Raw genomic sequence first — 20,496 nt, 5'->3', positions numbered from 1 at the left:
ACATCACAGGATAAACACATCTCTTTTTTCGCATATGTAGTTGACTTCATCACGTCGCCGCACCACACTGTTTGCTTTCCATTCAGGAGGGATTATGTCGCCGCTAACGCCACTGCAGCTGTTTAAAAACCTTTCCGACGAGACGCGTCTGACGCTGGTGCTGCTGCTGAAAGAACGTCAGGAGCTGTGCGTGTGCGAGCTGTCTGCCATCCTGCAACTGCCGCAGCCGAAGATTTCCCGCCATCTGGCGCTGTTACGCAACAGCGGTTTGCTGAGCGATCGCCGTGACGGCAAGTGGATCCACTATCGCCTTTCGCCGCATATGCCGGTGTGGGCAGCGACGGTGATCGAACAGGCATGGCAATGCCAGCGCGATGCGATCCATGCCCTGCTGCTGCCGGTGCAGCGCGACCAGCTGACCACCGATGGCCGGGCGGTGTGTCTGTAAAAAATTTTACCCATACATATTCGATTTTTCACATATGAAACGAACACAACCTGACTTTCCGGAGGAAACTTGTTACTGGCAGGGACTATTTTCGCCATTACTTTACTGCTGGTGATCTGGCAACCGCGCGGGCTGGGCATTGGCTGGAGCGCCAGCGCCGGCGCGCTTCTGGCGCTGCTGACGGGCGTGGTGCATCCCGGCGATATCCCGGCAGTGTGGCAGATTGTCTGGAACGCCACCGCCACCTTTATCGCGGTGATCATCATTAGCCTGCTGCTTGATGAGGCCGGCTTTTTTGCCTGGGCGGCACTGCACGTGGCGCGCTGGGGCGGTGGCAGCGGTAAAAAATTGTTCTCCTTTATTATCCTGCTGGGCGCCGCAGTCGCCGCGCTGTTTGCCAATGACGGAGCCGCGCTGATTCTGACGCCTATCGTGATCGCGATGCTGCTGGCGCTGGGTTTCAGCCGGGGGGCCACGCTGGCGTTTGTCATGGCGGCCGGGTTTATCGCCGATACCGCCAGTCTGCCGCTGGTGGTATCCAATCTGGTTAACATCGTCTCGGCCGACTATTTCCGGCTCGGCTTTGGCGATTACGCCGCCGTGATGATACCCGTCACGCTCGCGGCGGTGCTGGCGACATTGCTGATGCTGCACCTGTTTTTCCGCAAAGAGCTACCGCTCAGCTACGATCGCGCCCGGCTGACGTCGCCTGCGGCGGCAATTCGGGATCGAGCTACTTTCCGCGCGGGGTGGCTGGTGCTGCTCTTATTGCTGGCTGGCTTTTTTGCCCTTGAGCCGCTGGGCGTACCGGTGAGTGCCGTGGCCGCCGCAGGTGCACTGATGCTGTGGCTGGTGGCGCGGCGGGGCCAGGTGATTGACACGGGTAAAGTGCTGCGCAGCGCGCCGTGGCAGATTGTGGTGTTTTCGCTCGGCATGTACCTGGTGGTGTATGGTTTGCGCAACGCCGGGCTGACCGTCTGGCTCACCGGTTTGCTGAATAATTTTTCTGCGACCGGCCTGTGGGGCGCAACGTTTGCCACGGGCTTCTTCAGCGCCCTGCTCTCCTCCATCATGAACAATATGCCGACGGTGCTGGTGGGCGCCCTGGCGATTGATGCCAGCTCGGCGCACGGCGTGGTGCGCGAGGCGATGATTTACGCCAACATTATCGGCTGCGATCTGGGCCCGAAAATCACGCCGATTGGCAGTCTGGCAACGCTGCTGTGGCTGCACGTGCTGGCGCAAAAAGAGATTCGCATCAGCTGGGGCTACTATTTTCGCGTCGGCATCACTCTGACGTTACCGGTGCTGGCCGTGACGCTGGCAGCGCTGGCGCTGCGCCTTTCCCTTTGACCGTTAAGAGACTGAGAATGACTAACATTACGATCTATCACAACCCGGACTGCGGTACCTCGCGCAATACGCTGGCACTGATTCGCAACAGCGGCGTCGAGCCCACCATTGTGCTTTATCTGGTTACGCCGCCCACGCGTGAAACATTGCAGCAATTGATCGACGCCATGGGGATTGGCCTGCGCGCGCTGGTGCGCCAAAACACCGACGCCTGGCAGGCGCTGGGGCCCGCACGTGAAACGCTGAGCGATGAGCAACTGCTGGATGCCATGCTGGCGCAGCCGATTCTCATCAACCGCCCGATTGTGGTGACGCCACTGGGAACGCGTCTGTGCCGTCCTTCTGAGCAGGTGCTGGATATCCTGCCCGATGCGCAGCGCGGTCCGTTTACTAAAGAGGATGGTGAGGTGGTGATTGATGCGCAGGGCCGGCGCGTCAGTCTTTAGTCGGTCAGAAATCGTCCGGGATAATCTGCTTCAATCGCGTGCACCTGGTCATAACGGCCAAACAGGCGATAGCGATTGCGGGCAATCAGGTTGTAGATCAGATTAGTGAGCCCGTCCGGCAGATAACGCAGAACGCCGCAGGCGCGCCACGGCCAGGGCAGCGAGTGCATAATGCGACAGATAGCCTGCGCGCGCAGCCAGTGCTGCCCATCGCGCAGTAACACGATGGTGCGGATGTTATCGTGCGGTAATCCGGCGCGCTGCAGCAGCTGTTTGCCGCGCTCGCTCTGGATCGCTGCAAAGTGATAATCGCGCGGCAGGCGGTGGCGCAGCAGAAAAATCACCCAGGCATTGCACAGCTTGCATTGTCCATCATAAAGGATGATCGGCTGGCCGGACTCGGGTTGCACAGATGATGACACCTGACCTCCGCATTGCAGATACAAAAAAACCGGTGAGGCGACACGCCCCACCGGTTCTATTATATGTCACTTATCAGAAGCTGACTTTCACGCCCGCCACCGCGCTGGTGTCGCTGTAGCTGTGGTTGCCCAGCTGCTGCGCCACGCCGCCCCACAGATTGACGTTCGCGTTCAGCCGCGCGTCCACGCCCAGCTTCACCTCGGCGGCGTTACGCGTGCCCGCCTGCTCGATGTTCACGCCGTTCAGCGCGGTGCCGAACGCCTTGCTGTTGTGCAGCCAGTTTGCCTCAGCGTACGGCTCGATGGCGCTCTGCGACTGCGGGTCGAGCAGCGTGCGCAGCGAGGCGCGCACGCCCAGGCGGCTCTGCAGGTTGTCCTGACCGGTGGCCTGCACGCGGCTGCCGTTCTGCTCTTTCACGTCGTCCGCCTTCACGCCCTGCCAGTTCAGCTGCGCCTGCGGACGCAGCCACAGGCTGGTGCTGTCGCTCAGCGTCGCCACCTGTGCGCGGTAGCCGCCGGCCAGCGACGCGCTGATGCCTTTGGACTTGTACGACTGCTGGCCGATGTCATCGCCCTTCACGCTGTTGTTAAACCAGCCGTAGCTCAGTGAGCTGTCAACAAATGCGCCGCTCTGCTCTGCCGCGTTCTGCAGCCAGCTGCCGTGCACGCCCAGGCTGTAGCCGTTCACCTGGCCACGCGACTGATAGCCGCTCACCGCCGAGCGCGATTTGCTCTGCGCGTTGCCGTAGCCGGCCATCGCGCCGAAGCGCAGGCTGTCGCTGCCGGTCAGCGTGCCGCTCGCCACGTCGCCGCCCAGCTGGATGGCGTAGCGGTTGGTGTCGGACTTCAGCTGGCCGCTGCTGTCTTTTACCCGGCTGTGGCCGGCGCTGTTGTGCAGCCACAGGCGCGTGCTCTGCTGCTGGCCGTTCGCGTCGGTGAAGAAGGTTTCCGCCGGACGGTCGTCCATGCCGGTGGTAAACAGCGTGTTGGCCGCCGCCAGGTTGGCGCTGTAGCTCGCCGCTTCCGGACGCACGATCATGTTGTGCTGATTTACCGGCGGCTCGACGATCTGGCCGCCCTCGCCTTCGCCCGGCGTCACCACCGGATCGGGCTCGCTGCCGTTTTTATCGCTCACCAGATACCAGCCGTGCTGATCCGCGCCCTTCACCAGGTTGTAGTCATAGGCACCGGCGACAATACGCCCTTTCTGACGGAACTCGCCGTTGTTAGCGCCGTCCACCTGAATGATGTTCAGGCCCTGGATAGTCTGCGCGCCGCTGCCGCCGGCGTTGTTGACCACCACGTCGGTGCTGCCGCTGCTGTCGCCGAGGATGTGAAGTTTATCCGTCGCCGAGCTGTCGTCGCCCAGCGCCGCGTTCATCACCAGCGTGCTGTTGTCGCCGCTGTAGTTACCGTTGACCGTCAGGGTGCTGAAGCCGGCGCCGTCGTGGGTGAAGTTCAGCGTACTGTTGCTGGCGCTCAGCGCGTCGACGCTGCTGTTGCCGGTGATGTTCCACTGGCTGTTGTCGCTGAGCGTCAGCGTGTGCAGGCCGGATGACGCACCGGTCCACGCCGAGCTGCCGCTCAGGTTGATCTGGCTGTCGGTGGTCTGGCTGCGGTCAATGTCTACGTTGCCTTCAAACAGCGAGTGGTTGCTGCCGTTCAGGACCACCGAGCCGGCGGTTGAACCTTGTGCGGTGTTATAGCCGGTTTTCAGCAGCGTGCTGCCGCTCAGCACCGAGTTGTCGGCGTCAATGTTCATGCTGGTGCCGGTCAGCACGTTGACGGCGGTGCCGTCGGTCGCGGTGATGGCGGTATTCGCCAGTTTTATATCCGCCAGCGTTGTCTGATACTGCGATTGAATACCTGTGGCGTTTTCGCCGGAAACATTAATCTCTGAACTGGTCAGGGACAGGCTATTGCTCAGATCCGGATGAAGTAAGTTCACTAAGTTGATTGCTGCGTTGAATCCTTCAGCATCAGAACCCGTTTTATCAATGGTAATCTTATCTCCATTAAATGTGCTACCGTCCTGCACTTCAATACCGTAACCGCCGCTGCGCTTCTGCACGGAAACATTTTCAGCATTCATTGTCGCGGAGAAAGCTGAAGCCAGGGCAGCTGCGCTTTTTGCGTCCGAAATGATGTCGATATTTTTCAGATTCGCGGTGCTGCTATATCTGGCATGGACCGCGATTGAAGCGTCAGGTCCCGTTTCTATCTGGCTGTCGGAGAGATTCAACTTCGTTCCGGTTCCTGACGCCAGCACGCCCATGCCGTTACCAGTGACTTTTATCGCAGTATTTGACGCATTAAGAGCCGATTTTGAATCCGCCGTCAGACCATTAGCACCTGCGCCACTGACCGCAAACGTACTGTTATCCACATTCAGTACTGAACCTTCGCCGCTGGCATAGCCGCCGTAAGCATTTTTGCCAGCGGTGCTGACCTGCACGTTACTGACGCTTACGGTTGAAGCGCCGCCGGCATAAACACCAAATGCACTTGCTCCGGCGGTTGTAACCTTGCTGTTATCCAGATTAACTTCCGTACCGGCATTGTTAGCTGTCACGCCATTCGACTGGTCGCCGCTGGTGGTTACCTGCACGCCGCTGGTGTTAAGTTTGCCACCGGAACCCGCAGCCAGGCCGTAGGCTTTGATGCCGCTGGTGGTGACGCTGCCGCCTTCCAGAGTGACCTCTGTGCTGGCCAAATTACTAAAAACTCCCGATGAATCGTCACCACGGGTGATAACAGCCACACCACTGGCATTGAGTTTGCTACCGTTACCCGCCACCAGGCCGTAGGCTTTATTGCCGCTGGTGGTGACGCTGCCGCCGGTCAGATCGATCAGCGAACCCGCTGCGCGGGAATAAGCACCGTACGCGCCGTCGCCGTGAGTGACATAGTCGGTGTCAGTGCTGTTGATGATACCTGCCGAAGAGGCGTAGGCGGCGTGGGCGGTCTGGCCGGAGGTTTCCACCTTTGTGCCGTTGGTCTTCACCGCGCCGGTCACGCTGGCCACGATGCCGTAGCCGCCGGCGCCGGTGGTGGTCACGCTACCGCGCGTCATCTCCGCAGAGGCAGCGCCGGCGGTGGAAAACACACCGTAGCCGCTGGTGCCCGCGTTCAGCACCGTCACGTCGGTGGCGGTGGCTTTTGCGCCGTTCTGCACCAGCAGCCCGTAGTATTTGTCGCCGGTCGCCTGCAGCGTCTGATTATTCAGTTCAACCGGCTGCGCCGGATCGCTGACGGTGGCACCGTTGGCGGCCAGCGCCGCCGGTGAACCGGCCAGCAGCAGCGCCGAGCCCAGCGCGCCGCCGATCAGTGCTGATTTATTCGCCGCTTTGCCGGAGCAGGATGATTTGACTTTGCCGCGCGCCAGTTCCGAGGTGACGACATAACATTGCAGGGCATAATTCCAGATAACGCGATAGCTCTTGTTCATATTCTTTTCCTGATTCAGGTTAAAGCAATCCCTTCCGGCAATAAGCGGAATAAGCGGTTATTAACGGGCAGGCACGGAAGAAACAGCCATCAAACTATTTACGGTGACGCGCTGTCTTACCGGCCTTAATTAATCTCTGCCAGAGCGGCTGATGGGAAAATATTCGCAAAATCGCGGAAAGGTGAATATGAGAGCACCGGAATACGGCTGTAGTCGCAGGACTACAAAAAGTAAGTCGCCGCGCTATGTTCCAGATCAATTAATTCTGTGTTAACACGTCAGGTGAGCAGTAAACAAAAGCGGAGAACGCGGGCGGGCTAAAAAAAAACGGCCCCCGTTGCGGGAGCCGTTGTTCATCAGAAGCTGACCTTCACGCCGGCGATGGCGCTGGTGTCGCTGTAGCTATGGCTGCTCAGCTGCTGCGCTACGCCGCCCCACAGGTTGACGTTGGCGTTCAGCGTGGCATCGACGCCCAGCTTCAGCTCACCGGCGTTACGCGTGCCGGCCTGATGGATGGTAACGCCGTTCATTGAGGTGCCCAGCGCGCGGGTGTTGTGCACCCAGCTGGCCTCGACGTACGGCTCCACGCTGCGCCCCTGCTCCAGCGCAGAGCGCAGCGAGGCGCGCACGCCGACGTGACTCTGCAGGTTATCTTCACCGGTGCCGCGCACGCGGGTGCCATTGCCTTCCGTCAGGTCATCGCCCTTCACGCCCTGCCAGTTCAGCATCGCCTGCGGACGCAGCCAGAAGCCGGTCGACTCGGAGAGCGTCGCCACTTCGGCGCTGTAGCCGCCGGCGAGCGACGCCAGGATGCCCTTCGACTTGTAGGACTCCTCGCCGACGTCCTCGCCCTTGATGCTGTTGTCGAACCAGCTGTAGCTCAGCGTGCTGTCGATAAATGCGCCGCTGCGCTCGGCCGCGTTCTGCTGCCAGGTGCCGTAAATGCCCAGGTTGTAGCCGTGCACCTGGCCGCGCGACTGATAGCCGCTCACCGCCGAGCGCGATTTGCTCTGCGCGTTGCCGTAGCCGGCCATCGCGCCGAGGCGCAGGCTGTCGGTGCCGGTCAGCGTGCCGCTCGCCAGGTCGCCGCCCAGCTGGATGGCGTAGCGGTTGGTGTCGGTTTTCAGCTGGCCGCTGCTGTCTTTCTGATGGTTGTGGCCGCCGCTGTTGCGCAGCCACAGGCGGGTGTGCTGCTGCCGGCCGTTCGCGTCCGTGTACTGCGTGACGCCCGGGCGGTCGTCCATGCTGGTGGCGAACAGCGTGTTGGCCGCCGCGAGGTTGGCGCTGTAGCTCGCCGCTTCCGGGCGCACGATCATATTGTGCTGCCCCACCGGCGGCGCGATGATGTCACCGCCGGTGCCTTCGCCCGGTGCGGTCACCGGATCGGTGTTAACCGGATCGGTTTCGCTGCCGTTTTTGTCGCTCACCAGATACCAGCCGTGCTGATCCGCGCCTTTTACCAGGTTGTAGTCATAGGCACCGGCGACAATACGCCCTTTCTGACGGAATTCGCCGTTGGTCGCGCCGTCCACCTGAATCAGTTGCAGGCCCTGAATGGTCTGCGCGCCGCTGCCGCCGGCGTTGTTCACCACCACGTCGGTGTTGCCGTTGACGTCACCCAGCACGTGCAGCCGGTCGGTGGCCGAGGTGTCGCCGCCCAGCGCCGCATTCATCACCAGCGTGGCGTTGTCCGCCGTGTAGTTGCCGTTGACGGTCAGCACCGTGAAGTTCGCGTTGTTGTGCGCCACGTTGATCACGCTGTTACTGGCCGTCAGCGCATCCACGCTGCTGTTATCCATGATGTTCCACTGGCTGCTGTCGCTGAGCGTCAGCGTCTGCAGGCCGGATGACGCGCCGGTCCACGCCGAGCTGCCGCTCAGGTTGATCTGGCTGGCGGTGGTCTGGCTGCGGTCAATGTCCACGTCACCGATGAACAGCGAGCGGTTGCTGCCGTTCAGCACCACCGAGCCGGCGGTCGAACCTTCTGCTGTGTCATAGCCGGTTTTCAGCAGCGTACTACCGCTCAGCAGCGAGTTGTCGGCGTCGATATGCATATCGGTGCCGGTCAGCACGTTGACGGCGGTGCCGTCAGTGGCGGTGATGGTGGTATTCGCAAGCTTAATGTCCGCCAGCGTGGCCTGTCGTCTGGAAAGAATGCCGGTGGCATTTTCGCCGGATACATTGATATCTGAATCGCTCAGGGAAAGAGTATTCCGTGCATCAGGATAATATAAATTCGTCATATTTATTGCAGCATTAAACCCTTCAGAGTCCGTGCCACTTTTTTGAATTGTAATATTATTACCGCTGAAAGTACTGCCATCCTGGACCTGAATGCCAAAACCCCCGCTGCGCGCCTGCACGTTAACATTATCGCTGTTTAATGTAGCGCCATAACCCACTGCCAAAGCAGCATTACTGGCGTCAGTGATGATTTCAACATTTTTGAGGTTGGTCGTGCTGTTATACTTCCCCAGTGCTGCGTTTCCGGCATTCTGCCCCATGTGAATGTGACTGTCGGACAGGTTCAGCACCGTGCCTGTTCCCGATGCGTAAGTGCCTGAGCCGTCGCCCGTAATCTCAATCGCGGTGTTTGTGGCATTAAGCGTCGATTTTCCGTCCGCCTGTAGGCCATTAGCTTCTGCGCCACTGACAACAAACGAACTGTTGTCCACATTCAGTACAGAGCCTTCGCCAGTAACGTAGCCGCCGTGCGCATTTTTGCCAGCGGTGTTGACTATCACGTTGCCGACGTTAAGAGTTGAATTAGTTCTGGCATATAAGCCATATGCACCTTGTCCGCCAGTCGTCACTTCTCCACCCGTGAAAGTCAGTGCAGTGCCGGCACTTTCGGACACTACGCCATAGGCCTTATCACCACTGGTAGTGACCTGCACATTACTGGCATCCAACGTTGAAGCACCACTGGCATACAGACCAAATGCACTGGCTCCGGCGGTAGTAACCTTGCTGTTATCCAGATTCACTTTCGTACCGGCATTGCTGGCAGTTACGCCATTCGACTGGTCACCGCTGGTGTTCACCTGCACGCCGCTGGCGCTGAGTTTGCCGCCGGAACCCGCCGCCAGACCGTAGGCTTTAGTGCCGCTGGTGGTGACGCTGCCGCCTTGCAGAGTGACTTCCGTGCGGGCCAGGTTGCTAAAAACACCCGATGAATCGTTACCCTGGGTAATAACGGTCACATCGCTGGCATTAAGTCTGCCGCCGGAACCCGCCACCAGACCATAAGCTTTAGTGCCACTGGTGGTGACGCTGCCGCCTGTAATATCGATCAGCGTACCCGCAGCGCGGGAATAAACACCATAAGCACTGTCACCGTGCGTTATATAGTCTGCGTTCTGGCTATTAATGATTCCGGCCGAAGAAGCGTATGCGCCGTAGGCGTTTTTTCCGCTGGTTTCTACACGGGTGCCATCAAGTTTAAATGCGCCGGTCAGGCTGGCGACCACGCCGTAGCCGCCATCGCCCGTGGTTTGCACGCTGCCGCGTGTCATCTGAATATCAGAAGAAGCGAGCGTGGAGAATACACCGTAGCCATCAGCGCCATCAGTTAATACCGTTACATCCGTGGCGCTGGCCTTAGCGCCGCTCTCAACCAGCAACCCGTAATGATCTTTACCCGTCGCCTGTAACGTCTGGTTGCTGAGATTCAGAGTTTGTTCCGGTCCTGTTGCAGTCGCGCCATTATCTGCCAGCGCCGCCGGTGAACCGGCCAGCAGCAGCGCTGAACCCAGCGCGCCGATAATCAGGGATGATTTATTTGTCGCTGCACCAGAGCAGGAAGACTTCACTTTGCCGCGTGCCAGTTCCGAGGCCACGACATAACATTGCTGGGCGTAATTCCAGATAACACGATAATTTTTGTTCATGATTTTTCCTGATTCTGATTATGTCGAACCCGGACGGATACGACGTAACGGTTTAAACGGCGGCGATGCGATAGGAATTTTCTCCTTCACCTGATGCCGCAAAATAATTAAAGCTACGGGATTGGGCTGAATTCTAACGCTGAGACAGGTCTTAACCTCTTTAAGACCTGTCTCAAAACTAATCGCCAGACAAATAAAAACCATCAGATTACGCTGTAGGCTGAGGACTACAGGTTTACTCACCTTGAAATTTAAATAATTCAAAAACAATGCTTCCGCGCAACCTGAGTGCGCAGAGAATAAACGCCACGTCTCCCTTTGCAACCCGCAATGCAGCGTGGTTAATTCAGCGTTTATTCATTTACCCGAATTGATGCACACTCGGCTTATTACCTAAATATAACAACAACGACTAATTTATTTATCAAATAATTCACCTGATGCAGATCTCATAACTTACCCATAACATAAAACATTTAAAGATTTACGGTAAGTCGCTGTTATTAAAGCGCTAACCTTGCCACCCTCTGTTGTCATGTTAACTTTTTAAAAACTTACGAACCTTTAATCTTCAGCACTTAAGTTTAATAAATTCGCGCCGTTTATCCTTAGTGAATAATCTTTATGCTAAGCAGAAAAGTCGCAGGCGAGATTTTATCGTTGTAAATAAGACAGCCAGTAATCAGCTGTAAGTTATGGACTACATTTAAAAATAAATGCCCATGTACAGAATGATCTTGAGTTGATTAAGATGACATTATATAAGTGTGCTTTTGAACGAGCGTACTCAGTTTAATTAAGAGAAAGGCAGTGCGTATGGCTAACTTTGTTATTGTTGATGATCATCCCATTGTGCGCGTGGCGATAAGACTGGTGCTGGAAAATGCCGGGCATCGTGTTTCAGCAGAGGCTGTTGATGGCGACAATATATTTAGCCTGATCAAAGAGAATGGCGCCGATGCGGCAATTATTGATATAGATCTGCCCGGCATTGATGGTATTGAAGCGGTCAGGAATCTTCGCACCGCGGGCTCATTAATTCCGGTGATTGTGATGAGCGGGAAAAACGCGGAATTTTACGCCTATAAGAGTAAAAAAGCAGGTGCCAATGGTTTTATCAGTAAAAAGAACAATCTGAACGACCTGGCACAAGCCGTTGACGCGGTGCTTTCCGGCTATGGTTTTTTCCCGCTGCGCCTGAGTCACCAGGCGGAGGGCGATCAACTGGTGCAGGACAGCGACAAATTGCTGCTGCTGTCGCATCGCGAATATGAAGTGCTGCGCTATCTCGGTGAAGGCACCGAGATTGTCAAAATTGCCAACCGCATGAAGCTCAGCAATAAAACGGTCAGTACCTATAAAGCCAGACTGATGGAAAAGTTATCGCTGAAAAATCAAAAGGATTTACTCGATTTCACCCGCCGGAACCAGATTAACTGATGCGACTTTTTTTCCTGTGCGCGCTGTGCTGCGCGCTGCTGCTGGTCGCCCCACTGCGCGCGGCGGTGCAGCAGCTTAACTATCAGCCTAACGATTTGCCGGCGATGCCCGCGCCGATGCTCAATGACAGCGACTGGCACTGGCTGGGGCAAAAGCGCGACAGCGTGATTGGCATCTATGGGCCGGATCGGCCACCGATGCTGCGCACCAATCCTGAAGGAAGAGTGTTTGGCTACATTCCCGATGCGGCTTACGCTGCGCTGCACAGCCTGGGTATCAGTTTTCGCGTCAAACATTATGACACCGCGCCCGAAGCCTTTGCCGCGCTGGCGCGCGAAGAGCTGGATATGATATTTGTGCCGGCCGGTGAGGCGGTGCCGGCGCATGTTAACGACACTATCAGCGTAACCGCGCTGAAAGCCAGCCCGGTGCGGGTGGTGCGCAGCAGCAGTAACCCACTGGCCGGTCAGGAGTTTTTACCTGGCCCGGCGATAACCTCCCCCTACAGCCAGCTGCCGCAGGTCGCGATGGGCACCCTGCCCTATGCCGATGTGCCGGCGGTGGAAGCCTATTACCTGATTGAACGCAACTATCTGAATACGCTAACCATCGATCACATTCTGCCCGATCTCAGTTCGCCGTATCGCTTTGTGGTCAACAGTAAAGAACACGTGCTGGCGCGGGCGATGCGCATTGCGTTTGACGCCCTGCAGCGCCACGCGGCCGGTGAGATCATTGCCGCACGCTGGGATATCGCCAACATCACGCGCTTTGTCACCACGCCGCTGGCGCTGACGCCCACCGAGCAGGCCTGGCTGCAGACGCATAACCAAATCAACATGGCGGTCACGGACCTGGTGGCACCGTTCTTTATCAAAAACGCGCAAGGCGAAATCACCGGCATCGTGCCGGAGTTGCTCAACCTGATTGAAATGCGCACCGGGCTAAGCTTCAACTTTGTTGAGATCAGCGACAGTCGCGATCTGACCGCGCGGATGAAACGCGGCGATGTCACGATTGCCGCACCGCTGATCTGGAGCCAGCAGCGCAGCCGTGACTTTTTGATGACCACACCATTTATGTTCACGCCGGAAGTGCTGGTGACCAACACCGCCGCGCAGGATGCGCCGCCAAAGCGCGCCGCGCTGGTGCGCGAGCAGGATGCCTCCCACTGGTTCCTGAAAAAATATCCTGATGTGTCAGTCGATTATGTTGGCAATCCCAGCCTGGCGATGCAGTGGGTGGCGGATGGGCAAACCGACGCCACCATTAATACGCTGGTGGGCGCGCGCTATCTCTCTGAAGGTCTGTATCCCGGCAAACTGCGCTTAACCGAGCTGAAACCGGCGCAGGAAGCGGCTATCGCCTTTGGCGTCAGCCGCAGCGAGCCGGAACTGCAGGACATCATGAACAAAGCGCTGGCCGCCATTCCGGCTGGCATGATGACCGATGTATTAACCCACTGGCAGGCCACGCCCGCCGCGCATTTCGACACCTGGAAGCTGTACCGCAAAGAGTTTTATGTCGGCGCGCTGGGCGCAGCCACCATCATCGCCGTCACCTTTGTCTGGGCGGTGCTGCTGATGCGGCAGGTCAAACGGACGCGCCGCACCAAAGCGCTGCTGCGCCAGGAAATTCAGCTGCGCGATCGCCTGATCAATGGTCCGCCGCGGCCGTTTTATGTGGCCTCGCTGGATGGGATGATCGTGCACACCAATCCGGCGTTTACCCAGTTTTTCACCCCGGAAGAACAAACCCATCTGGGCTATTCGCTGTATGACTGTCGCCATCCGCTCTATCACGTGTGGCAGCAGATCGACAAAAACATCCAACCCGGCGACATTCCGGAAGAGGCGGAATTTGTTATTGATGACGGGCGGCAGAAGCGCCATATCCGTCACTGGATGACCTCGTACACCGGCGATGAAGTCGGCAGCGGCGGGCTGATTTGCGGCTGGCAGGACGTCACCGACTACCTGCAATTGCTGGAAGATCTTTCGCTGGCGCGCGAAGCCACTGAGCTGGCCAGCCAGAGCAAAAGCGACTTCCTCGCCACCATGAGCCATGAAATTCGCACGCCGCTCAGTGCGGTGATTGGCCTGCTGGAACTGCAGACGCAGGAAGGCCGCGCCGATACCGAACTGATTCGCGTGGCGCACGAAGCGGCGGTCAGCCTGATGGATATCGTCGGCGACATTCTCGATATGGCGAAAATTGAGTCGGGACGCATGACGCTGCAGCCGCAGTGGGTCAGCCTGCATGCGCTGGTGCGTCCGGTGATCTGTGCCTTCGACGGCCTGGCGCGGCAAAAAGGCATCAACCTGAACCTGATGCTGCCGGTCGGCGATGACGATCTGTTTTGCGATGCCAGTCGCGTACGCCAGGTGCTGTCTAACCTGGTGGGTAACGCCGTCAAGTTCACCGATCAGGGTGAAGTGAAGGTTACGGTGGGTCTGACGCCGCTGGAGAGCCATACCGAGCTGCGGATCCAGGTGGCCGATACCGGACGCGGCATCGATAAAGCAGCGCAAAATGCGCTTTTCCGCCCGTTCGAACAGGCCGGCCTGTCGGATAACGCCGGCACCGGGCTGGGCCTGTTTATCTGCCAGGAGATCACCCGCCTGATGGGCGGCAGCATTTCTCTGGAGAGCGAACCCGGCGTCGGCACCGTGCTCAACGTCGCCGTGCCGGTCAGCGTGCGTGATATCGCTACCCCGCTGCCGTCTCCGGTCGCGGAACCGTTGCCCGCTGCGCCGCAGGTCGCGCTGAATGTGCTGATCATTGACGATCATCCGGCCAACCGCCTGCTGATTTCGCGTCAGCTGACGCTGTTAGGTCATAGTTTCCGCGAAGCGAACAACGGTGAAGAAGGCCTGGCGCAGTGGCGACAGCAGAAGCCGGACGTGATCATTACCGATTGCAATATGCCGGTGATGAACGGTCTGGATATGACGCGCAACATCCGCCGGGAAGATAAGCACACCTATATCATCGGTATCACCGCCAACGCGCTGCAGTCGGAGCGTCAGCGCTGCCTCGAAGCGGGCATGAACGAGTGCGTATTCCGGCCGGTTAAGCTGGCGCAGTTAACCACGATTCTGAGCCAGATTCACAGCGCCAGCGCGCTGTCGGTCGGTGATGATTTTTCTGACTGGGTGGATATTGCCGAAATCGAGAAATATATGCCCAACAGCCCCGGCGCGATCGCGGATTTTCTCGACATCGTGATTAATGAAGCACGCACCGATCTGACGCAGGCGATTGACGTGGTACAAAGCGGCGATCTCGCGACTGCCGCCAGCCTGTTTCATCGCATCACCGGATCGCTGCGCGTCACGGGCATCCGTCAGCTGACGGAGCAGTGCGAAATGCTGGAAGAGCTGGCGGAAATGCAGGAAGACAGGGCAATTATCCTGCTGCATTTGCGGGAAGCGCTAACGCTGGTGGACAGGATGGAAGCTTCGTTCCGAAATCAAACCACACCCGCCCAGGCCGGCGCGCACTGATTGTGCGCCGTCAGGCGGTTTTGATCAGCTTATGCAGCAGCGGATGAGTAATCTGCTCAAACATCCCGGCGTTATTAAATGCCCGCGCCGCCAGCATCGCGCCGTGCACGCTGGCCATCAGCGTTTTGGCTTCGTTTTCAGCGCTGTCGCTGAGCTGGAAAACGCCGCTGGCGGCGCCTTTACTCAGCTGGCGCGCTAACCAGCCGGAGAGATCGCTGAAGTGGCCGCTGACTTCCGTGGCAACATCCGGCGGCAGCGTGGGCATTTCCGCCGCCAGCATCGCGCAGATGCAGAAAGGTGAAGTTCCCTCTTTAATGCAGTGCGCCCAGTAATCGACGTAGGCTTTCACTTCGTTCAGCGGATCGTTGATCTGTTCATCCATCGCCTGCATGCCCGCCTGCGCCTCAGCACGATATTCCTCCACCACCGCTTTCACCAAATCGGCTTTGCCGGGAAAATGGTGGTGAATGCTGGCTTTGCGGATATCCACCTGGGCGGCAATATCGGCATAGCTAAAGCTTTTATAGCCGCCGGCGGTGAGCAACTGGCGGGTGCAGGCCATGATTTCGCGGGCTTTAGAGGAACGGGCAGTCATAACGCAATCCGGTAGAACAACAGAGATCGGTCAACCTACTGGCAGGCAGGGAAGAAGTCAAGCCAGCGGCCTGGCGTGCAGCGCGCACTTTTTTCATTTTTTCAGCAATATTTTCATCGCTGATTCGTCTACCTCATCACCAACCCTGTTTATCACCGTAATGAGGAACCCCAATGAGAGATTTTGACAGGCATCAGCATCCCCGTGGTCACCGCTTTGTTCATCACCGTATGGCGAAACCGCTGCTGCTCGGCGTGGTGCTGTTTGCTGCCCTTGGCCTGCTGGTGATGTCGCTGTGGAATGCGCTACTGCCGGAACTGACCGGCGTAAAAAGTATTGGCTTCTGGCAGGCGCTGGGACTGCTGGTGCTGTGTCGCATCCTGTTTGGCGGGCTGGGCTTCCATCCCGGTATGTTTGGCATGGCGCGTCGCCGCATGCATGAACGCTGGATGCAGATGACGCCGGAGCAGCGTGAAGCCTTTATGCAGCAGCGGCGCGAGCGGTTTGGCGGCCGTGGTCATCATGGCGGACGCTGTGACTGGCACGATCGCCGCAGCCAGCGTGACGATCCGCGCCCGCCCGCGGACGATGCGCCCGCCAAATCCCCGGATGCAGAGTAAACAGCATGGCGCAGGATTCGCGGCTGCTGGCGGCCCTCAGCGCCTGCCGCACTAAGCTCAGCGCCTTTATTCGCGGCCGCAGCGAGCGGCACGATGAGGCCGAAGATATCCTGCAGGAGATCAGCTGGAAACTGCTGCAGGTGGAACAGCCGGTGGAGAACGTCAGCGCCTGGCTGTTTCGCGCCGCGCGCAACGAGATCACCGATCGGTCACGAAAAAAACGCGAGCTCTCGCTGTTCAACGCCGCCGGAGACGAGGATTTTCCCGAGGATGAAATTGCCGAAACGCTGTTTGGCGTGGCGCAGACGCCGGAGGATGAGTATCTGAAGACGCTACTGTGGGAAGAGCTGGACGATGCGCTCGCGGAACTGCCTGCTGCGCAGCGCGAGGTATTTGAAAAGACCGAGCTGCTCGGCTTCAGCTATCAGGATCTGGCCGCTGAAAGCGGCGACAGCGTGCAAGCGCTGCTGTCGCGCAAACATAAAGCGGTTCTGTTTCTGCGCACCCGGCTGCGCAGCCTGTACGATGAACTCACTGCCTGACCTGCACAACCCGATAGCCAAACGGCCATCGGGTTGCGTGCTTTACCACCAGGCCGCGGTGGACTGCGGCTGTAACAGATCGACGCCCTCGCCCAGCATCGGCAGACACAGTGCAACCTGATGCTCCGCCGCCAGCTGGACGATTTGGGTAAACGGATCGTCCCAGCGGTGAAAAGCTAAATCAAAAGCCGCGTTGTGAATCGGAAACAGCCAGCGCGCGTTGAGGTCCTGAAACGCGCGCAACGTGTCCTGCGGCAGCATATGAATGTCGGCCCAGCGCGCATCGTAAGCGCCATTTTCCAGAAACGCCGCATCAAACGGACCGTATTTCCGGCCAATCGCTTTGAAACCGTCGAAGTAACCGGAGTCACCGCCAAAAAACAGGCGGAACTGATCAGAAATCAGCGTCCACGAACACCACAACCGTTTGTTGCTGTCGAACAGGCCGCGTCCGGAAAAGTGCTGCGACGGCGTCGCGACAAAATGGATATCGCCGATATCCCGCGACTGCCACCAGTCGAGCTGGATGACTTTCTCCGGCGCAACACCCCACTTAATCAGCAAATCGCCGACGCCGAGCGGCGTGAGAAAGTGCTTCACCCGATCTTTCAGCTGCATGATGGTGTGGTAATCAAGATGATCGTAATGGTCGTGCGACAAAATAATGCCTTCGATCGGCGGCAGATCGGCCACGGCAATCGGCGCTGGCTGAAAGCGCTTTGGTCCCAGTCGCTTAAAGGGCGACGCGCGCTCGGCGAATACCGGATCGGTCAGCCAGAACTGGCCATTGAGCTTCAGCAACAGCGAAGAGTGGCCAAGGCGAAAGACGCTGTTGGGCGCGGCCTGTGCCAGCGCGGCGGCCGTGATGGGCTGCACCGGCAGCGCGGCCGGCGGCTGGGTATCTTTCGGTTTATTGAACAGGAAATCCCACAGCATTTTGCGGTAGTCGCCAAAGCTCAGCGACTGACGCGGCTGGACGTTGCGAAACTTTTTGCCATCAAACTGGGCGGAGTGCGGATACTCCCTGATTGCACCCCGGCAGAGGCTGGAACCCTTCAACATAGCGCGGATACCTCGAAAATGAGAAAGCTGGCTGGCAGCAGCGGTAAACATCTGCGGCTACGTTAACCGTTTTATGCCGCGCGCGTCCTCACATTACGAGCCATCGCACCACCGGTAACGCAGAATTTCGCTGCCGGTGCGGCCTTCTTCTGGCGGATGACAGGGCGGCAGCAGGCAGGTAAAGTAGCGCTTTTGCATGATTTTACGAGGGAAAATGAACACGCTTTTCGTTTACGGCACGCTGCAGCCGGGCCAGTGCAATGCGCATATCCTGGAAAACATCGGCGGTGAGTGGCTGGCAGGGACGGTCGCCGGCACTTACTATGCTAACGGCTGGGGCGCGGCCGCCGATTTTCCCGGCATCGTACTTGATGAGCACGGCGCGCGCGTGCCGGGTTATCTGTTCATCTCGGACCGGCTGGCGCTGCACTGGCCGATGCTGGATGAGTTTGAAGATGGCTACGATCGGGTGCCGGTCGAGGTCACTACGTCCGACGGCCAGCAGCGGACGGCGTGGATTTATCAGCTGCAGCCACAGCAGGACACCGCGCGCTAACCCCGCACCTTGCCTACACTGATCCTCACCGGACTGTGAGGAGAAGCCATGATCACCATTTGTACCGCCTGCGGCACGTCTTATCAGCAGCAGCAACCTGCCCTTACGCAGTGTCGCATTTGTCAGGATGAACGCCAGTTTGTGCCGCCCGGCGGGCAGCAGTGGATCGATCAGTCTGCGCTGCGCGCCTCGCATCAAAACCAGTGGCAACAGCTGGCGCCCGGGCTGCTCAGCCTGCAAACCGTACCGGATTTTGCCATCAACCAGCGCGCCTTTGTGCTGCAAACGCCGCACGGCAATATCCTGTGGGATTGCATCGCGCATCTGGATGACGCCACCATCACCCTGCTGCGTGCGCTCGGCGGCCTGCACGCCATCGCCATCTCCCATCCCCACTATTACAGCACCATGCAGGACTGGGCCGACGCCTTCGACGCGCCGGTGTATCTGCACGCCAGCGACAGCGAGTGGATTATGCGCACATCGTCCCGTCTGCAGCCCTGGCACGGCGAAAGCTGTGATCTGCTGCCGGGCGTGCGGCTGTTACGTCTCGGCGGTCACTTTGCCGGCGGCACGGTGCTGCACTGGGCGCACGACGGCGGCGTGCTGCTGAGCGGCGACATTTTGCAGGTAACGCCCGGTGCCAGTGCAGTTTCGTTTATGTGGAGCTATCCCAATATGTTACCGCTGGCCGGCGCCACGGTGACAGCCATGCTGCAGCGGTTGCAGGGCGTGAAGTTTACGCGCCTGTACGGCGCGTTTGCCGGCCGCGAAATTCTCTCGCGTGCCGATGAGGCGGTGCAGCAGTCGGGCCGTCGCTATCTGGCCTGTCTGCAACATCCCCAGCCGTAGCGCTTACACAGCCGCGCTGGATAAATACCAGGCGATCGCACCGCGCACGGATGTACAGACGTCTGGACGTATACTATAGTCGGTTTCCTGCAAACATAAGGAAACCTGCAAACAATGAAAAAAACATGGCTTACCGCCCTGCTGGCGGCCTCTGTCACCCTGCTCAGCGCCTGTGACAACCACAACGACAATAAAATCAAAGTGGCGATCAATACCGGACCGGATGAGGCGCTGTGGCAGGCCGTGAAGCAGGTGGCACACGATAAATATCAGCTCGATGTTGATGTGGTGGCGTTTAACGATTACGTGCAGCCGAACGAAGCGCTGTTCAATAAAGATGTGGACGCCAATGCGTTCCAGAGCCTGCCTTATCTGGAGATGCAGTCCAAAGAGCGCGGATATAAATTTGCCGTCGTGACCAATACCTTCGTGTTCCCGATTGCCGGTTATTCGCGCAAAATTAAGTCACTGCAGGATCTGCCGGATGGCGCTACCGTGACCGTGTCTAACGAAGCGACCACTCTGGGGCGTAGCCTGCTGCTGCTGCAGGCGCAGGGCCTGCTGAAGGTGAAACCCGAAGCCGGTCTGCTGCCGACCACGCTGGACATCACCGACAACCCGAAAAAGCTGAAGATTGTGGAAGTGGATACGCCGCAGCTGGCGCGCACGCTGGACGATCCGCAGGTTTATCTGTCGATCATTAATAATAACTTTGCCGCGCTGGTGAATTTATCCGCCTCGCGTGACGGGATGTTTATGGAAGGCAAAGCGTCGCCGTACGTGAATGCGATTGTGGCGCGCGAAGATAATAAAGACAGCCCGAACGTGCAGAAGCTGAAAGAAGCGTTCCAGTCCCAGCCGGTACTGGATAAAGCCAACGAGATTTATAAAGGCGATATTATTAAGGGTTGGTAAGGATTACCTGCCTGTTGATGCAGGCAGGAACAGGATTACCGCACCCATCGTAGCGGCGCAATTTATTGCGCATTCGGGCAGTTGTGCGGTGTTTCACTCAGCGCGATAAATCGCGCCGCTACAATGTGTGCAGGATGGTGGTGCCGAAATACAATTCCGCACGGATCGTAGCGGCGCAATTCATTGCGCATTCCGGCAGTTGTGAGGTGTTTCACTCAGCGCGATAAATCGCGCCGCTACAATGTGTGCAGGATGGTGGTGCCGAAATACAATGCCGCACGGATCGTAGCGGCGCAATTCATTGCGCATTCCGGCAACTGTGAAATGTTTAACTTAGCGCGATAAATCGCGCCGCTACATATTGTGCGGTCGGAGGGTACGGATATAATTTTTGGTACAAA

Annotated in this window: 15 protein-coding genes; 10 read left to right on the top strand and 5 right to left on the bottom strand. The window is 58.2% G+C overall.

What is annotated here, in order from left to right; translation table 11 throughout:
- The first annotated feature begins 94 nt into the window (after window positions 1-94).
- The 3 genes from F3J41_RS06210 (at window position 95) to arsC (ending at window position 2,247) form a co-directional block, all read left to right on the top strand.
- The gene (locus tag F3J41_RS06210) at window positions 95-448 is read left to right on the top strand and encodes a metalloregulator ArsR/SmtB family transcription factor (RefSeq protein WP_021509466.1); all 354 of its coding nucleotides are present in this window, start codon (window positions 95-97) and stop codon (window positions 446-448) included.
- 69 nt (window positions 449-517) lie between these two features.
- Window positions 518-1,801: an arsenic transporter gene (locus tag F3J41_RS06205; RefSeq protein ID WP_059012274.1), complete on the top strand. Its 1,284-nt coding sequence runs from the start codon at window positions 518-520 to the stop codon at window positions 1,799-1,801.
- A gap of 17 nt (window positions 1,802-1,818) precedes the next feature.
- Window positions 1,819-2,247: an arsenate reductase (glutaredoxin) gene (gene arsC / locus F3J41_RS06200; protein WP_058781447.1), complete on the top strand. Its 429-nt coding sequence runs from the start codon at window positions 1,819-1,821 to the stop codon at window positions 2,245-2,247.
- Here the strand turns inward: arsC and F3J41_RS06195 are convergent.
- From F3J41_RS06195 to F3J41_RS06185, 3 genes are all read right to left on the bottom strand, one after another.
- Complete coding sequence (locus tag F3J41_RS06195) at window positions 2,244-2,669, bottom strand: thiol-disulfide oxidoreductase DCC family protein (protein ID WP_021509469.1); 426 nt, start codon at window positions 2,667-2,669, stop codon at window positions 2,244-2,246. The two genes, arsC and F3J41_RS06195, sit on opposite strands and share 4 nt — an antisense overlap.
- 73 nt (window positions 2,670-2,742) lie before the next feature.
- Window positions 2,743-6,117 carry an autotransporter outer membrane beta-barrel domain-containing protein gene (locus F3J41_RS06190; RefSeq protein ID WP_166710792.1) on the bottom strand — a complete coding sequence of 1,125 codons (3,375 nt, stop codon included), beginning with the start codon at window positions 6,115-6,117 and terminating at the stop codon, window positions 2,743-2,745.
- A gap of 356 nt (window positions 6,118-6,473) precedes the next feature.
- A complete protein-coding gene (locus tag F3J41_RS06185) occupies window positions 6,474-10,007 on the bottom strand; it encodes an autotransporter outer membrane beta-barrel domain-containing protein (protein ID WP_104093646.1) in 3,534 nt (1,177 codons plus the stop codon).
- 816 nt (window positions 10,008-10,823) lie between these two features.
- Between F3J41_RS06185 and F3J41_RS06180 the strand changes: the two genes are divergently transcribed.
- Both F3J41_RS06180 and F3J41_RS06175 read left to right on the top strand, forming a co-directional pair.
- Complete coding sequence (locus tag F3J41_RS06180) at window positions 10,824-11,447, top strand: response regulator (RefSeq protein ID WP_021509472.1); 624 nt, start codon at window positions 10,824-10,826, stop codon at window positions 11,445-11,447.
- Window positions 11,447-14,953 carry a response regulator gene (locus tag F3J41_RS06175; RefSeq protein WP_166710289.1) on the top strand — a complete coding sequence of 1,169 codons (3,507 nt, stop codon included), beginning with the start codon at window positions 11,447-11,449 and terminating at the stop codon, window positions 14,951-14,953. Before F3J41_RS06180 ends, F3J41_RS06175 begins: the two co-directional genes overlap by 1 nt.
- A 10-nt stretch (window positions 14,954-14,963) precedes the next feature.
- Here the strand turns inward: F3J41_RS06175 and F3J41_RS06170 are convergent, their stop codons facing one another.
- The gene (locus F3J41_RS06170) at window positions 14,964-15,548 is read right to left on the bottom strand and encodes a TetR/AcrR family transcriptional regulator (RefSeq protein WP_021509474.1); all 585 of its coding nucleotides are present in this window, start codon (window positions 15,546-15,548) and stop codon (window positions 14,964-14,966) included.
- A 173-nt stretch (window positions 15,549-15,721) separates the two neighbouring features.
- Between F3J41_RS06170 and F3J41_RS06165 the strand changes: the two genes are divergently transcribed.
- Window positions 15,722-16,168, top strand: coding sequence for a hypothetical protein (locus tag F3J41_RS06165; RefSeq protein ID WP_031280103.1), 447 nt, complete (start codon window positions 15,722-15,724; stop codon window positions 16,166-16,168).
- A gap of 5 nt (window positions 16,169-16,173) precedes the next feature.
- Window positions 16,174-16,710, top strand: a complete 537-nt coding sequence (locus tag F3J41_RS06160) for an RNA polymerase sigma factor (protein WP_088517637.1) — start codon at window positions 16,174-16,176, stop codon at window positions 16,708-16,710.
- A 42-nt stretch (window positions 16,711-16,752) separates the two neighbouring features.
- Here F3J41_RS06160 and F3J41_RS06155 read toward each other — a convergent pair whose 3' ends face one another.
- Window positions 16,753-17,772: an MBL fold metallo-hydrolase gene (locus tag F3J41_RS06155; RefSeq protein ID WP_166710287.1), complete on the bottom strand. Its 1,020-nt coding sequence runs from the start codon at window positions 17,770-17,772 to the stop codon at window positions 16,753-16,755.
- Between the two features lie 214 nt (window positions 17,773-17,986).
- Between F3J41_RS06155 and F3J41_RS06150 the strand changes: the two genes are divergently transcribed.
- The 3 genes from F3J41_RS06150 (at window position 17,987) to F3J41_RS06140 (ending at window position 20,095) form a co-directional block, all read left to right on the top strand.
- Entirely contained in the window at window positions 17,987-18,328 is a 342-nt protein-coding gene (locus tag F3J41_RS06150) for a gamma-glutamylcyclotransferase family protein (RefSeq protein ID WP_058781439.1), read from the top strand.
- A 48-nt stretch (window positions 18,329-18,376) separates the two neighbouring features.
- Entirely contained in the window at window positions 18,377-19,180 is an 804-nt protein-coding gene (locus tag F3J41_RS06145; RefSeq protein ID WP_166710285.1) for an MBL fold metallo-hydrolase, read from the top strand.
- Window positions 19,181-19,294: 114 nt separating this feature from the next.
- Window positions 19,295-20,095, top strand: a complete 801-nt coding sequence (locus F3J41_RS06140) for a MetQ/NlpA family ABC transporter substrate-binding protein (RefSeq protein ID WP_166710283.1) — start codon at window positions 19,295-19,297, stop codon at window positions 20,093-20,095.
- The last annotated feature ends 401 nt before the right edge of the window (window positions 20,096-20,496 follow it).

The organism is Pantoea sp. Ap-870, assembly GCF_011752515.1.
In the GTDB taxonomy this organism is placed as follows: Bacteria; Pseudomonadota; Gammaproteobacteria; order Enterobacterales; family Enterobacteriaceae; genus Pantoea; species Pantoea dispersa.
The sequence above is the reverse complement of the archived record's forward strand: the minus strand, read 5'-3'. Positions and strand labels throughout refer to the sequence as shown.